Below are 12,884 nucleotides of genomic sequence, written 5' to 3' on the forward strand. Positions count from 1 at the left end.
CCCCGCTCATGTGCACGCAGGTCCTGCTCACGTACACGCAGAACGCGCTCTTCCGGTTCGAACCCTACGTCAATCTCTTGAGGGAATCCTGCCCGGAAGAGTGACTCTGATGCGGCAGCCACGTGAGGATTCGGCCACACCGATCCCGCCGCCGTGCAGATCCACCGCCCAGCGGGCGATCGCGAGACCGAGACCCGTGCCGCCGTCGCTGCCCGGCCCCTGCCGGAGCGGCGCCGCGCCCCGGTTGAAGCGCTCGAAGACCTTGTGCCGCTCCGACTCCGGGATGCCGGGACCCTCGTCCTCGACGACCAGCTCGAGGGAGTCCGGGTACGGGCCGCGCCGGGCCCTGACCGTGACACGGCCGTGCGGCGGCGAGTGCTTCACCGCGTTGTCGATGAGGTTCGCCATCACCTGGTGCAGTCGCTCCGCGTCCGCGTGCGCCACCAGCTCGGGCGGCGACACGTCCAGGTGCAGATGCACGTCCGTGCGGTTGTGGAGCCCGGAGGTCGACGAGAGGCCCCGCTGCGAGGCGGCCAGGTTCGCCTCCCGCAGCACCCCCGACAGATACGGCCAGACCTCGAAGCGGCTCGCCCTCAGCGCGACGACACCGTTGTCAAGACGTGACAGATCCAGCAGCGTCTCCACCAGCCGGCCAAGGCGTTCGGTCTGCTTGAGCGCCGACCGCATCGTCTCCGGATCCGGCTCGGACACCCCGTCCACGACGTTCTCCAGTACGGCCCTGAGCGCGGCGATCGGGGTGCGCAGCTCGTGCGAGACGTTGGCGACCAGCTCCTTGCGGTGCCGGTCGACGGCCTCCAGGTCGTCCGCCATGCGGTTGATCGTCGAGGCGAGGTCGCCCAGCTCGTCCCGCCGGTCCGCGCCCCGCACCCGGCGGCTGAAGTCGCCGCGCGAGATCGTCCCGGCCACCGTCGTCATCTCGTCGAGCGGCGCCGTCAGGGACTGGGCCACGAACTGGGTGATCAGCAGGGTCGCGATCATCGCGAAGATCGTGATGTACCGGAACTCCGTGGAGGTGCGGATCGCGACCAGGGCCAGACAGGAGGTCAGCAGGACCGCCCCGACGACCAGGGCGCCCAGCTTGGTCTTGATCGAGATCACGATCCGGCGCGGCCTGCGGGCCTCCGGCCCACCCTGCCGCACCTGGCGCTCACGCCGTTCCCGCTGCCCCTGCGGTCCCCCGGGCCTCCGCCGGCTCACAGCGCCGGGGTCTCCAGCGCGTACCCGACGCCGTGGACCGTACGGATCCGCTCGGCCCCGATCTTCCGGCGCAGCGCCTTGATGTGGCTGTCCACGGTCCTCGTGCCCGAGGCGTCCGCCCAGTCCCACACCTCGGCGAGGAGCTGTTCGCGGGAGAGGACCGCCCGGGGCGTGCCCGCCAGGCAGACGAGCAGGTCGAACTCGGTCGGCGTCAGGTGGACGTCCTCGGAGCGCACCCGGACCCGGCGCTGCGCGTGGTCGATCTCCAGTTCGCCCAGGCGGAGGATGCCGCTGCGGGGGGTGACGGCCGCGAGCGCGGCCCGCTCCACCCGGCGCAGCAGCACATGCACCCGGGCCGCCAGCTCCCGCATCGAGAACGGCTTGGTCATGTAGTCGTCCGCGCCCACGCCGAGGCCGACCAGCATGTCGGTCTCGTCGTCGCGGGCGGTCAGCATGAGGACCGGGACGGGGCGCTGGGCCTGGACCCGGCGGCACACCTCGAGACCGTCGAAACCGGGCAGCATGACGTCCAGGACCATCAGGTCCGGCTGCCAGGCCTCGGCCGCCTCGACGGCCGCGGGACCGTCGGTCGCGGTCTGCACGAGAAAGCCCTCGGCCCGCAGCCGCGCGGAGATCGCCTCCACGATCGTGGCGTCGTCCTCGACCACCAGGACACGTCGCTGAGCCCCCGGAGTGGCCGCCGCACCGTGGTGAGTGGTGTGTGTCTGCTCCATTGCCCCGCCTCGCGTCGCCGATGTCGGCTCAGCAGCCTAGAGGTACCGGTGGCGTCCCGGCTATCCAGGAGCTGTTCAGCGGCTATCCGGGACGGACGGCGAGGTGGACCGCGTCGGGGACGCCCCGGGCAACGGGGATCTCTTCCGTCCGTACCGCGCTGAATCCGGCATTCCGCAACGACTCTTCGAAATCGGCGGACGGCCGGGCGGACCATACGGCGAGCACTCCGCCCGGGTTCAGCCGGGCCGCGCACAGGGCCAATCCCTCGGCCCCGTACAGGGATTCGTTGCCCTCGGTGACCGTCCAGTCGGGGCCGTTGTCGATGTCGAGACAGAGGGCGTCGTAGGTGTCCGTGGAGGTGTGGAGGTACTCCACGAGGTCCGTGTGCAGGATCACCGTCCTCGGATCGGCGAGCGCCCTCCCGGAGATCGCGGCGAGGGGTCCCTGCCGGTGCCACTCGATGATCGCCTCCTCACGCTCGGCGACGGCGATCCGGCCCCAGCGGGGGTCCTCGGCGGCGTGCGCGAGGGAGAAACCGACCCCGAGACCGCCGACCAGGACGGAGGCGCCGGCCCGGACCTCCTCGGGCAGGGCGTCCCGCGCCGCGTCGATCAGGAGCCGCTCGGAGCGCCCGTCGGAGGTGTCCATCAGGAAGGTGCCGTTGGCGATGATCTCGTAGTGCTCGGCGCGGCGCCGCAGCACGACCTCTCCGTACGGTCCTTCGCGGCGGTCGAGGGTCACGGGACCTGACATCGTTCGTCACTCCGTTCTCGTCGTCTCGGCAACGGCCCGCCATTCTCGCGGGCAGGGCCGACCAGGACAAACGCCTTAGGGAGTCACGGCGTTACGCCCAGGGCCCCGACACCACGGGGCCTCAGGACTCGCCGGTCACGTGCCGCGCTCCCCGCCACGCGTACCCGCCCGTGCCGATGACGAACGCGGCGACCGCCACCGTCCACGCGCCGGCCTGCGGACCCGGCTGCATCACCCAGGCCCACCACTGCGCCGCACCGCCCGGCTCGGACGGGGCCGCGAGATAGACCACGCCCACGAAGAAGACGGGCGGCAGCCAGCTCAGCCGGGCACCGACGACGGCGGCGGCGCCCGCCGCCATCCCCATGAGCCCCAGTGTGTTCCGTACGGCGGCGGGCGCCCCGTACGCCTCCGCGTGGCCCGGCAGCGCGAGGGCGAGCAGGGCGGCGGCGACCAGGGCCGGGACGAGGACGTGGGCGAGGCGTCGCGGCCACCACGGCTTGACCGCCGTGCGGTCCAGCTCGTCGCTCGGGGTGTGCAGGCTCGCGCCGACCGCCGCCGCCGCGAGCAGCGGGCCGAGGACGACGACCGGCAGCCGGGCCGTGTGGTCGAAGTCGGGCAGCGACTCCAGCCACCGGGCCGACCCGGCGGCGGCCGCCGCCGTGCCGGCGAGGGCGGCGAACGCGGTGGGCAGGGCACGGGAGCGCAGATAGAGCCTCACGGGACCGGCACCTCGTCCGGGCGGCAGCCGTCCGCCGCCAGATAGCGGGCGAGGTAGTCGCGCTGGGCGGCGGGGGACTTGGCCTTGAGCCGGTCGATGTACGGCTGGGCGGCGGTGGGGTCGACGCCGTAGTCGTCCGGGGTGGGCGCCAGCCACTCGGAGACGGCGAGGTGGATGACGCTCGCCCGCTCGGCGTTCGGGCCCGTGCCGTCGCCCGGTTGGCAGCTGTCCGAGAACAGCCAGTTCACGGCCGAGTTCAGATACAGGTCGGGGCGTGTGAGCCGGCCGCGCACCGCCTCCTGGTCGGTGTCGGGCAGCGCGACGTCACCGGGACGGGTGTCACCGAGTCCGCTCACCCAGCGGACCGGGGCGCCGGGCAGGCCCTTGAGGCGGGCGTTCAGCGGGGCGAGCGCCGCCGACACGTCCGGCAGCAGCCCCTCGTCCACGGCCGTCAGACACACCTGCGGGGTGCCGTCGTCGCACACCTGCCGGGACAGGGCCGGGTCATGGCGCCACGGCCCCTCGTCCACCGGAAGGCGCAGGATCAGGCCGGCGGCCGCGACCGCCACGGCGAGCGGGACCAGGGCGAGCGGCCGCAGCCGGGCGGGGCGCAGCCCGTACGCCAGGAGTACGGCGAGCGCGATCCCCGCCGTCCACGCCATCGACACCGGCCCGAACCACCACACCGGCCGGTCCCAGAAGAACTGGTGCTCGCCGGCCGGGCCGAGCCAGCGCGCCGGACCCTCCGTGTAGGCGCCGAGGCCGAGGAGGACGTACCCGAGGATCCCCAGGAGCGGTGCGGTCAGCCGCCAGCGGACGACCCGCCCGACGACATGCCCGACCGCGCCGAGGGCCGCGACGGCCACCACGTCGGCGGCGAGCAGCTCCAGGTAGGGGCGGCCCGCGGAGACGTACGGCCAGGTCGCGAGCAGACAGACGGCGTCCGCGAGCAGGATCCCGGCGGCGGGCCAGAGCGCGGACGGGGCGACGGCGACCAGGAGGCGGCGCACCGGGGAACGGGACACGGACTCCCACAGGTCCGTCGTGCCGCGCCGCCGGTCCCTGCCGCCCTGCCAGCAGCCCGCCGCGAGGGCGAGCGGCCCGGCGAGCAGCCCGGTGGCGACGTGCAGCATGTTCGTGGCGTCGGCCCAGCGGCCCTGCCAGCCGGGAGCCTTGCCGTACATCGTGACGAGGACGGTGAGAGCGACGGCGGCACCGGTCCAGGGCCCGAGACCGCGCCGCAGCTCGGTGCGGAGCGCGGAGGGGGCACGCGCGGGCGTGGATCCGCCGGAACGGGGCGGGGTGAGGGTGGCGGTCACCGGGCTGTCTCCTGGGTACGGGGCGTGCGGCCTCCTGGATACGGGGCCGGGACGGGTCGGAGGCGTACGGGGGCGCCGGTCATCGGAGCGCCCCCTTCGCCTGGTCCTCCGGTGCGCGGTGGGCGCGCAGGGCGGCCGTGTAGCCGCGTTCGACGGCGTGGGTCGTGGAGTCGCCCGGTCCGCCCGACTGCCCGCCGAGTGCGGTGAGTTCGGCCGTGGTGCCCTGGAAGGCGAGCCGGCCCGCCTCGATGAGGGCGACCTCGCCGCACGCGGCGGCCACGTCCTCCACCAGATGCGTGGAGACCACCACCGTCGTCTCCGTGCCCAACTCCCGGAGCAGCTCACGGAAGTCGACCCGCTGTTCCGGGTCGAGGCCCGCCGTCGGCTCGTCGAGCAGCAGCAGCTCCGGCTCGTTCACGATGGCCTGGGCGATCCCGGCGCGCCGGACCATGCCGCCCGACAGCGTCTTCATCCTCGCGTCGATCCGGTCGGCGAGCCCGACCCGCCGCACCGCGCGCTCCACCGCCGCGGGGACCCGCTCGGCGGGCAGCTCCTTGAGCCAGGCGACGTACGCGACGAACTCCCGCACGGTGAAGGCGGGGTAGTAGCCGAACTCCTGCGGCAGATAGCCGAGCCGGCGCCGGATCCCGGTGCGGTCGCGGTGGTCCGTGGCGTCCCCGCCGAGCAGTTCCACCCGGCCGGAGGAGGGCGCGGCGACGGTCGCGAGGACCCGGATGAGGGAGGTCTTCCCGGCTCCGTTCGGTCCGAGCAGCCCGTGCACGCCGGGCCCCAGGGTCAGGTCGAGGCGGTCGAGGGCGACGGTACGGCGGTGACGGACGGTCAGTCCGGTCACCGCGACGGCGGGCGAGGGCTTCACCGGGGCTCCAGGTGGTCGAAGGAACGGCGCCGCAGCACGAGGAGGGCCGCACAGGCGAGCGCCGCGGCGGCCCACCCCCCTTGCACGGCGGAGCCGGAGAAATAGGGCGCGAGCGCGGCCGCGCCGCGTTCCGCGTCGGGGCCGCCGAGCAGCGGGCCCGTCACGGCGAGCAGCCATCCGCCGCCGAGCGTCAGGGCCGCCGCCCGGCAGCCGACGAACGAGCCGAGCGCGAGGGCGGCCAGGGTCAGCGCGAGACCGGGAAGCAGCCAGGCGGCGGCCCCCGGAAGTCCGGCCACCGGCGGCAGCAGCGCACCGCCCGCGGTCAGCAGCGGTACGCACACGGCGAGCACGGCGGCGGTACGGGTGAGCAGCAGCCGCAGCCCGCCCGAAGGGGTGGCGGCGGTGATCTCGTACAGGGGGTCGGCGTGCCGGCCGTACGAGACGGCGACACCGGCGAGCGGAAGGACGGGGGAGACGGCGAGCAGCAGGCTCCCCGCCCCCCGCGACCCGGCGCCGTAGGCGAGTCCGAAGGCCCCGCCGACGACGAGGACCACGGCCACCACCCAGGATCCGCGCAGGGCGGGCCCGACGGCCCACCAGAGCCGCGCCCACCGTCCCAGGGGGTTCCCGGCGGCGGCCGCGGGGGTGGGGCGGTGGCCGAGCGAGGACAGGAGCTCGGTGCGGACGGCCGCGAGGGCCGGGCCTGCGGCGCCGGCGCGTACGGCGGCCGAGACGCGGGCCGCGCAGGCCGTGCAGGACTCGACGTGCTTCTCCAGGGACCAGGCGTCCGTCTCGGCGGCGGTGCCCTCCGCGTACCGCAGCGCCAGGGCGTCGGTGACGTGCCAGGGCGGCCCGGGGGGCCGGGGCGCGGGCCGGGATGCCGATCGGTGGTCGGGCCGGGGTGCGGATCGGTGGTCGGGCCGGGATGCCGTCATGCGGTGCCTCCCAAGGCGTGCGGGCCCCCGGGGTTCCCGGCCGCGAGCGCGGCGCGCAGCTCGCGGCGGGCGCGCAGGGCGCGGGTCTTCACGGTGCCCTCGGGTATGCCGAGGAGCCGGGCGGTCTCACGGGTCGTCAGGCCGTCGACGACCGTGGCCCGCAGGACCTCGGCGAGCTCGGGCGAGATCCGGTCGAGGGCGGCGCCCACCTCCCCGTACTCCAGGCCCGCCAGGACCCGGTCCTCGGCGGACGGCACGGCGGCCGGCGCCTCCGGGGGCGTGGCGGCGTGGGCGGTGGCGCGTTCGGTGCGGGCCCGGGCGCGCTGGGCGTCCACCAGGCGCCGGGCGGCGATCACCCAGAGCCAGCCACCGGCCTCGCCCCGGCCCCGGTGGCCGCCGGCCGAGCGCCAGACGGTCACGAAGGTGTCCTGGAGGACCTCCCGTACGGTCTCCTCGTCGGGGCAGCGCCGGGCGAGCCGGGCGTGCAGCCAGCCGGCGTGCCGGTCGTAGAGGACGGCGAGTGCCTCGGTGTCCCCCCTGGCGACAGCGCGCAGCAGCGCGGAGTCGTCCTCGTCGCCCCCAGAGGGGCCTCCCCCTGTGGGGCGCGACAGTCTCACGCCTTCTCTATCGCCGGGAGGGGGCCGGACGGTTCACGCGGTCACGGGCCGGTGGGCGGGCCGCCCTCCGGGAGGGCGGCGAAGACGCGCTGGAGTGCGGGCGGGCGCTCGCCGTCGGCCACGACGACGAGCCGGTGGCGGTGGGTGACGGAGTACTGGAAGCCGTCGGGGACCGGGGCGCCGGTCGGACGCGCCGGCACGCGCGCGTAGGCGGGGTCTTCGAGTGCCGCCCGCAGCTCGGCGGTCTCGGCGGGGGTCATCCGGCCGGTGCGGGGCGGCTTGGTGCCGGAGCGGCTGGTCCAGGTGCCGTCGTAGCGGACGACGAGCTGGTTGCGGACGCCGGCGAGACCGCCGCTGACGACCACCTCGACGAGGACCTCGTGCCCGCGCGGCTCCTCGGAGGGCGTGGCCGAACCGGCGGGGGAGGTGGGCGCGGGTGGGGCGGTGGACGGGCCGGTCGGCTCCTGCGTGGACGTCGGCGTCGCCGGGGAAGGGGGCGTGGCCGAGGTGGCGGGTCCGGGCGGGGCGCTCACGCCCGATGCCGGGCCGCCCGGCGCGGGCGCGGTCTCCGGTCCGCAGCCGCTCGCGCCGACGGCACCGGCGGTCAGGGCCGCCGCCAGCAGCAGGGCCCCGGGCCTTGTCTTCCGTACGCCTCGCACCATGGTCCGAGCATGCCCCTTCGTGTGCTCCCCGCGCAGTCGGACGGCCGGACGCGGAACGGTCCGCGGTCGGCTCCGCGCCGGACGGCGAGCGGTCCGGCGGTCGGCTCTCGCGCAGCCGGAGGCCCGGAAGCGCCCGGCGCGGCCGTCAGCCCTCCGTCCGGACGATGCCGGTGAGCGGCCCCCGGTGGCGCCAGCCGAGCGAGTCGTACAGCGCGAGGCCGTCCGTGGTCGCGGCGAGCACTCCGGTCCCGGCGCCCGCCTGGGCGGCGGCCGCCTCCAGGGTGCGCATGACGTTGGCGCCGAGGCCGCGCCGCCGGTGCGCGGGGTCGGTCTCGATCTGGTCGGCGACGGCGGTCGAGCCCGTCGGGGCGATCTGGCCGCGCGCGGCGAGCGTGCCGTCGGGGGCGAGGACGCGGACCCGGATGACGCCGTCCTTGACCTCGGTGGTCCTGGCGTACCCCTCGGGCGGTGCGGGCCGGGCGCCGGGGTCCAGCGGCTTGACCATCATGAATCCCGGGTCGTCGGGGACGGTCCACCCGTCGGGGACCCATGGTGCGACGTCCTCGGGTTCCGCCATGACCTTGAGCCAGCTGTACGGGGCGGTGAGCCGGCCGCAGAGCGCGCCGACGGAGGCCGCGTCGGGGGCGGGCAGGACGTGCCGTACGACGTGTCGGGGGAGGCCGACGTCGATCCGGTACCCCCAGGGCTCGGTGACGGCGGCAGGGGTCCCCCGGGAGACCGTCCAGCCCGCGACCCAGGCAGAAGTAATAGATGAAATATCCATGGAGGCATTACATCTCCGAAGGTGACCAGCCGGGGAGGGTGATCGCTCAGAGCGAACGCGCTCCCGGGAACATTCACCGGCTCACATGCATTGAGTCCACATAACTCAACTTGACTGCCGAAGGGGAGATCATGGCTTCTGCGTCCACGCCGTCCGTGCCGCTCACACTGCCCGTACTGCCGCTCGACGACGAGGTCGTGCTGCCCGGAATGGTGGTGCCCCTCGACCTCTCCGACAACGACGTACGGGCCGCCGTCGAGGCCGCCCAGGCCGCCGCGCGGTCCGGCACCGGCAAGCCCAGGGTCCTGCTCGTCCCCCGCGTCGACGGCACCTACGCCGCGACCGGCGTCCTCGGCACCGTCGAGCAGGTCGGCCGCCTCTCCGACGGCGACCCCGGCGCGCTGATCCGCGCCCTCGGCCGCGTCCGCATCGGCGCCGGTACGACCGGCCCCGGCGCGGCCCTGTGGGTCGAGGGCAGCACCGTCGAGGAGACCCTGCCCGACCCGCTGCCCGGTCAGGTCACCGACCTGGTCAAGGAGTACAAGGCCCTGGCCACCAGCTGGCTCAAGAAGCGCGGCGCCTGGCAGGTCGTCGACCGCGTCCAGCAGATCGACGGCGTCGGCGCCCTCGCCGACAACTCCGGCTACTCGCCCTTCCTCACCGTCGAGCAGAAGGTCGCGCTCCTGGAGACCGCCGACCCGGTCGCCCGCCTCAAGCTGGCCACCGCCCAGCTCCGCGAGCACCTCGCCGAGCAGGACGTCGCCGAGACCATCGCCAAGGACGTCCAGGAGGGCGTCGACAAGCAGCAGCGCGAGTTCCTGCTCCGCCGCCAGCTCGAAGCCGTCCGCAAGGAGCTCCGCGACCTCAACGGCGAGGCCGAGGGCGACGAGTCCGACGACTACCGCGCCCGCGTGGAGGCCGCCGACCTGCCCGAGAAGGTCAGGGAGGCAGCCCTCAAGGAGGTCGAGAAGCTGGAGCGGTCCAGCGACCAGTCCCCCGAGGGCTCCTGGATCCGCACCTGGCTGGACACCGTCCTCGAACTCCCCTGGAACGAGCGGACCGAGGACCGGTACGACATCCGCGGCGCCCGCGCCGTCCTCGACGCCGAGCACGCGGGCCTCGACGACGTGAAGGAACGCATCACCGAGTACCTCGCCGTCCGCAAGCGGCGCTCCGAGCGTGGCCTCGGCGTGGTCGGCGGCCGCCGCGGCGGAGCCGTCCTCGCCCTCGTCGGCCCGCCCGGCGTCGGCAAGACCTCCCTCGGCGAGTCCGTCGCCCACGCGATGGGACGCGAGTTCGTCCGCGTCGCCCTCGGCGGCGTACGGGACGAGGCGGAGATCCGCGGCCACCGCAGGACCTATGTCGGCGCCCTGCCCGGCCGTATCGTCCGCGCCATCAAGGAGGCCGGCTCCATGAACCCGGTCGTCCTCCTCGACGAGATCGACAAGGTCGGCTCCGACTTCCGCGGCGACCCCGCTGCGGCCCTCCTCGAAGTCCTCGACCCGGCGCAGAACCACACCTTCCGCGACCACTACCTGGAGGTCGAACTCGACCTCTCCGACGTCGTCTTCCTCGCCACGGCCAACGTCCTCGAAGCCATCCCCGAGGCCCTTCTCGACCGCATGGAGCTGGTCAGGCTCGACGGCTACACCGAGGACGAGAAGGTCGTCATCGCCCGCGACCACCTGCTGCCCCGGCAGCTGGAGCGGGCCGGTCTCGAGCCCGGCGAGGTCGCCCTGGAGGAGGCGAGCCTGCGCAAGCTGGCCGGCGAGTACACCCGGGAGGCAGGCGTCCGCACCCTGGAGCGCGCCCTCTCCCGGCTGCTCCGCAAGGTCGCGGCCCAGCACGAACTCGGGGACCGTGAGCTGCCGTTCACGGTCACCCCTGACGACCTGCGGGAGCTGATCGGACGGCCGCACCACGTGCCGGAGTCGGCCCAGGACCCGGCGGAGCGCCGCACCGCGGTGCCGGGTGTCGCCACCGGGCTCGCCGTGACCGGAGCGGGCGGTGACGTCCTCTTCGTCGAGGCCTCCCTCGCCGACCCGGAGACCGGTGCCGCCGGGCTGACCCTCACGGGCCAGCTGGGCGACGTGATGAAGGAGTCGGCGCAGATCGCGCTCTCCTTCCTCCGCTCGCACGGCGCGGAACTGGAGCTGCCCGTCACCGGTCTGAAGGACCGGGGCGTGCACATCCACTTCCCGGCGGGCGCGGTCCCCAAGGACGGGCCGAGCGCGGGCATCACCATGACGACCGCCCTGGCCTCCCTCCTGAGCGGGCGCCTGGTCCGCACGGACGTGGCCATGACCGGCGAGGTCTCCCTCACCGGCCGGGTCCTCCCGATCGGCGGAGTGAAGCAGAAGCTGCTCGCCGCGCACCGGGCGGGCATCACGACCGTCGTGATCCCCAAGCGGAACGAGGCCGACCTGGACGACGTCCCGGCGGAGATCCTGGAGAAGCTGGAGGTCCACCCGGTGACCGACGTCCGGCAGGTCCTGGAGATCGCCCTCGCACCGGCGAAGGTTGCGGTGGGGGTGGCCGCGTGACGCCCTGACGGCAGGGGCGCGGCGCGTCCACCGGAGCGGGGTGTCCCTTCATGGGGCACCCCGCTCCGGTGCGCGTATCCGGATGTCACCGGAGGCTGTCATGCTCGTACGCATGAACGACGACGCCTTCTGGGCCCTCATCGACGAGTTGAGCCGCCGACCCGGCGACCGGGAGGAGCGGCAGGAGTGGCTGCGCGAGGAGCTGACGCGGCGGCCGGTCTCCGAGGCCGTGCACTTCCAGGTGCGCCTCGAGGAGGCGTGCGGGCGGGCCGACACGCGCGGGTTGTGGCGGGCGGCGAACCGGATCGAGAGCGGCGCCTGCACCGATGACGGCTTCCACTACTTCACGCTCTGGCTGGTGGGACAGGGGCGGAAGGTGTACGAGTCGGTCCTCGCCGACCCGGACGCGCTGGCCGACGTTCCGGAGGTACGCGCCCTCGTGGGGCGGCACAGGGACGAGTGGGACGACGACGAGTGGCTGGAGTGGGAGGAGCTCGACTACGTGGCCCAGGACGCGTACGACGAGCTGACCGGCCAGGAGGACGACGACGGCGAGGAGTTCCTCGACGCGGTCGAGGAGGCTGCCGAGGAGCTCGCCGAGCTGTCGGGCGGGACGTCGGGCGGACTGCCGGACGGCCGGCCGGAGGACATGTCGGACGAGTTCCCCGAGGACTTCCCGGGCGACTCCTCCGGACGCTTCCCCGGCGAGTTCTCAGGGGACTTCGCCGGGGAGTTCACCCGGGCACGGGAAGAGGGCGGCGACCCCCGGGGGGCTCGCGCGGAGGGGGTGGCGCTTCCCCGGCTCACCGCCCTCTTCCCGCCCGGTCCCTCCGGCTCCTAGGAGCCCGAGGAGCTGCGGCGGCGGCCGAGGAGCAGGCTGCCCGCCCCGAAGGCGGCGAGGGCGCCCGCGCCCGCGAGGGCCGGGGGGAGCGGCGAGGACGGGGTGGCGGCGGCCTCGGCGGAGAGGGCCGGCGCCCGCTCGTCGCCGCCGTGGCCCGCGTGGCTCACGGTGGACAGCTCCGCGCCCGCCGCGATCTTCGCCTCGGTCGGCGCCTGGGCCCGCTGCGCCGCCGTGCCGCCGAAGGTGACGTCCGAGCAGCTGTAGAAGGCCTCGGGGCTGTCGTTGCGCTGCCACACCTTGTAGACGATGTGGCGGCCGGTACGGGCGGGCAGGTTGCCCGTGAAGCCGTAGAAGCCGTTCGTGGCCGTGCGGGTGGTGTCGTACACGGCGACGGGGGTCGCGTCGAGGTCCGACCACTTCAGGGGATGGGTCGGGTCGAAGCCCGGCTTGGTGATGTAGACGGTCATCCGGCCGGAGTGGGCGGCCGTCACCCGGACCTTGAAGTCGAAGGAGCCCGCGCTGACCGCCGTGGCCGGCCAGTCGGTGCGGGCCCAGTCCAGGGCCCGGTACTTCTCGCGGTTCGCCGAGCAGAGCTTGCCGTCGGGGATGAGGGACTGGTGCTGCCCGGCGGCGTTCGCGATGTTGACCTCGTTCCAGTCGTAGAGCGGCTGGGTGCCGGAGTCGGCGACGAGGTCCTTGCACACCTGCGACCTGGGCGTCTCGGGGCCCTCCGCGTAACAGGCGGCCACCCGGCTGACGGGGTTGAAGACGGCTCCGTGGGCGCTCGCGGTGGTGGGCGTGAGGGTGACGAACGCGGCTGCGGCGGACAGCGCGGCGACGCCGGTGACGGTACGGCGGGAGGACGGCATGCGGGGGCTC

Annotated in this window: 13 protein-coding genes; 2 read left to right on the top strand and 11 right to left on the bottom strand. The window is 74.5% G+C overall.

Going from position 1 to position 12,884, the window contains the following annotated elements; all coding sequences use genetic code 11:
• Positions 1-69: 69 nt before the first annotated feature.
• From ACZ4VK_RS32065 to ACZ4VK_RS32110, 10 genes are all read right to left on the bottom strand, one after another.
• Positions 70-1,161 carry a HAMP domain-containing sensor histidine kinase gene (locus tag ACZ4VK_RS32065; protein WP_468359858.1) on the bottom strand — a complete coding sequence of 364 codons (1,092 nt, stop codon included), beginning with the start codon at positions 1,159-1,161 and terminating at the stop codon, positions 70-72.
• Between the two features lie 53 nt (positions 1,162-1,214).
• A complete protein-coding gene (locus ACZ4VK_RS32070) occupies positions 1,215-1,952 on the bottom strand; it encodes a response regulator transcription factor (protein ID WP_384115393.1) in 738 nt (245 codons plus the stop codon).
• A gap of 82 nt (positions 1,953-2,034) precedes the next feature.
• Entirely contained in the window at positions 2,035-2,706 is a 672-nt protein-coding gene (locus ACZ4VK_RS32075; protein ID WP_468359861.1) for a spermidine synthase family protein, read from the bottom strand.
• Between the two features lie 121 nt (positions 2,707-2,827).
• Positions 2,828-3,427: a hypothetical protein gene (locus tag ACZ4VK_RS32080; RefSeq protein ID WP_468359863.1), complete on the bottom strand. Its 600-nt coding sequence runs from the start codon at positions 3,425-3,427 to the stop codon at positions 2,828-2,830.
• Positions 3,424-4,746, bottom strand: coding sequence for a hypothetical protein (locus ACZ4VK_RS32085; RefSeq protein ID WP_468359865.1), 1,323 nt, complete (start codon positions 4,744-4,746; stop codon positions 3,424-3,426). Before ACZ4VK_RS32085 ends, ACZ4VK_RS32080 begins: the two co-directional genes overlap by 4 nt.
• A gap of 79 nt (positions 4,747-4,825) precedes the next feature.
• The gene (locus tag ACZ4VK_RS32090; RefSeq protein WP_468359868.1) at positions 4,826-5,623 is read right to left on the bottom strand and encodes an ABC transporter ATP-binding protein; all 798 of its coding nucleotides are present in this window, start codon (positions 5,621-5,623) and stop codon (positions 4,826-4,828) included.
• The gene (locus tag ACZ4VK_RS32095; protein WP_468359870.1) at positions 5,620-6,558 is read right to left on the bottom strand and encodes a zf-HC2 domain-containing protein; all 939 of its coding nucleotides are present in this window, start codon (positions 6,556-6,558) and stop codon (positions 5,620-5,622) included. The genes ACZ4VK_RS32090 and ACZ4VK_RS32095 overlap by 4 nt, the downstream gene beginning before the upstream one ends.
• Positions 6,555-7,175 (bottom strand): RNA polymerase sigma factor, encoded by a 621-nt coding sequence (locus tag ACZ4VK_RS32100; RefSeq protein ID WP_468359873.1) that lies wholly within the window; start codon positions 7,173-7,175, stop codon positions 6,555-6,557. Before ACZ4VK_RS32100 ends, ACZ4VK_RS32095 begins: the two co-directional genes overlap by 4 nt.
• A gap of 41 nt (positions 7,176-7,216) precedes the next feature.
• A complete protein-coding gene (locus ACZ4VK_RS32105) occupies positions 7,217-7,837 on the bottom strand; it encodes a hypothetical protein (protein ID WP_468359875.1) in 621 nt (206 codons plus the stop codon).
• A gap of 145 nt (positions 7,838-7,982) precedes the next feature.
• The gene (locus tag ACZ4VK_RS32110) at positions 7,983-8,621 is read right to left on the bottom strand and encodes a GNAT family N-acetyltransferase (RefSeq protein ID WP_468359878.1); all 639 of its coding nucleotides are present in this window, start codon (positions 8,619-8,621) and stop codon (positions 7,983-7,985) included.
• Positions 8,622-8,752: 131 nt separating this feature from the next.
• Between ACZ4VK_RS32110 and lon the strand changes: the two genes are divergently transcribed.
• Both lon and ACZ4VK_RS32120 read left to right on the top strand, forming a co-directional pair.
• Positions 8,753-11,164 (top strand): endopeptidase La, encoded by a 2,412-nt coding sequence (lon, locus tag ACZ4VK_RS32115; RefSeq protein ID WP_468359881.1) that lies wholly within the window; start codon positions 8,753-8,755, stop codon positions 11,162-11,164.
• 112 nt (positions 11,165-11,276) lie between these two features.
• Positions 11,277-12,005, top strand: coding sequence for a DUF4240 domain-containing protein (locus ACZ4VK_RS32120; RefSeq protein WP_468359884.1), 729 nt, complete (start codon positions 11,277-11,279; stop codon positions 12,003-12,005).
• Here ACZ4VK_RS32120 and ACZ4VK_RS32125 read toward each other — a convergent pair.
• On the bottom strand, positions 12,002-12,874 hold the full coding sequence (locus ACZ4VK_RS32125; protein WP_468359887.1) for a lytic polysaccharide monooxygenase auxiliary activity family 9 protein: 873 nt from the start codon (positions 12,872-12,874) through the stop codon (positions 12,002-12,004). The two genes, ACZ4VK_RS32120 and ACZ4VK_RS32125, sit on opposite strands and share 4 nt — an antisense overlap.
• Positions 12,875-12,884 lie beyond the last annotated feature (10 nt).

The sequence above is a fragment of the Streptomyces sp. NPDC028711 genome, assembly GCF_055565415.1.

Coding starts and splice junctions, on each gene's coding strand:
- ACZ4VK_RS32070 (WP_384115393.1), bottom strand. CDS start 1,952: ATGGAGCAGACACACACCACTCACCACGGTGCGGCGGCCACTCCGGGG.
- ACZ4VK_RS32075 (WP_468359861.1), bottom strand. CDS start 2,706: ATGTCAGGTCCCGTGACCCTCGACCGCCGCGAAGGACCGTACGGAGAG.
- ACZ4VK_RS32095 (WP_468359870.1), bottom strand. CDS start 6,558: ATGACGGCATCCCGGCCCGACCACCGATCCGCACCCCGGCCCGACCAC.
- ACZ4VK_RS32105 (WP_468359875.1), bottom strand. CDS start 7,837: ATGGTGCGAGGCGTACGGAAGACAAGGCCCGGGGCCCTGCTGCTGGCG.
- ACZ4VK_RS32110 (WP_468359878.1), bottom strand. CDS start 8,621: ATGGATATTTCATCTATTACTTCTGCCTGGGTCGCGGGCTGGACGGTC.
- lon (WP_468359881.1), top strand. CDS start 8,753: ATGGCTTCTGCGTCCACGCCGTCCGTGCCGCTCACACTGCCCGTACTG.
- ACZ4VK_RS32120 (WP_468359884.1), top strand. CDS start 11,277: ATGAACGACGACGCCTTCTGGGCCCTCATCGACGAGTTGAGCCGCCGA.
- ACZ4VK_RS32125 (WP_468359887.1), bottom strand. CDS start 12,874: ATGCCGTCCTCCCGCCGTACCGTCACCGGCGTCGCCGCGCTGTCCGCC.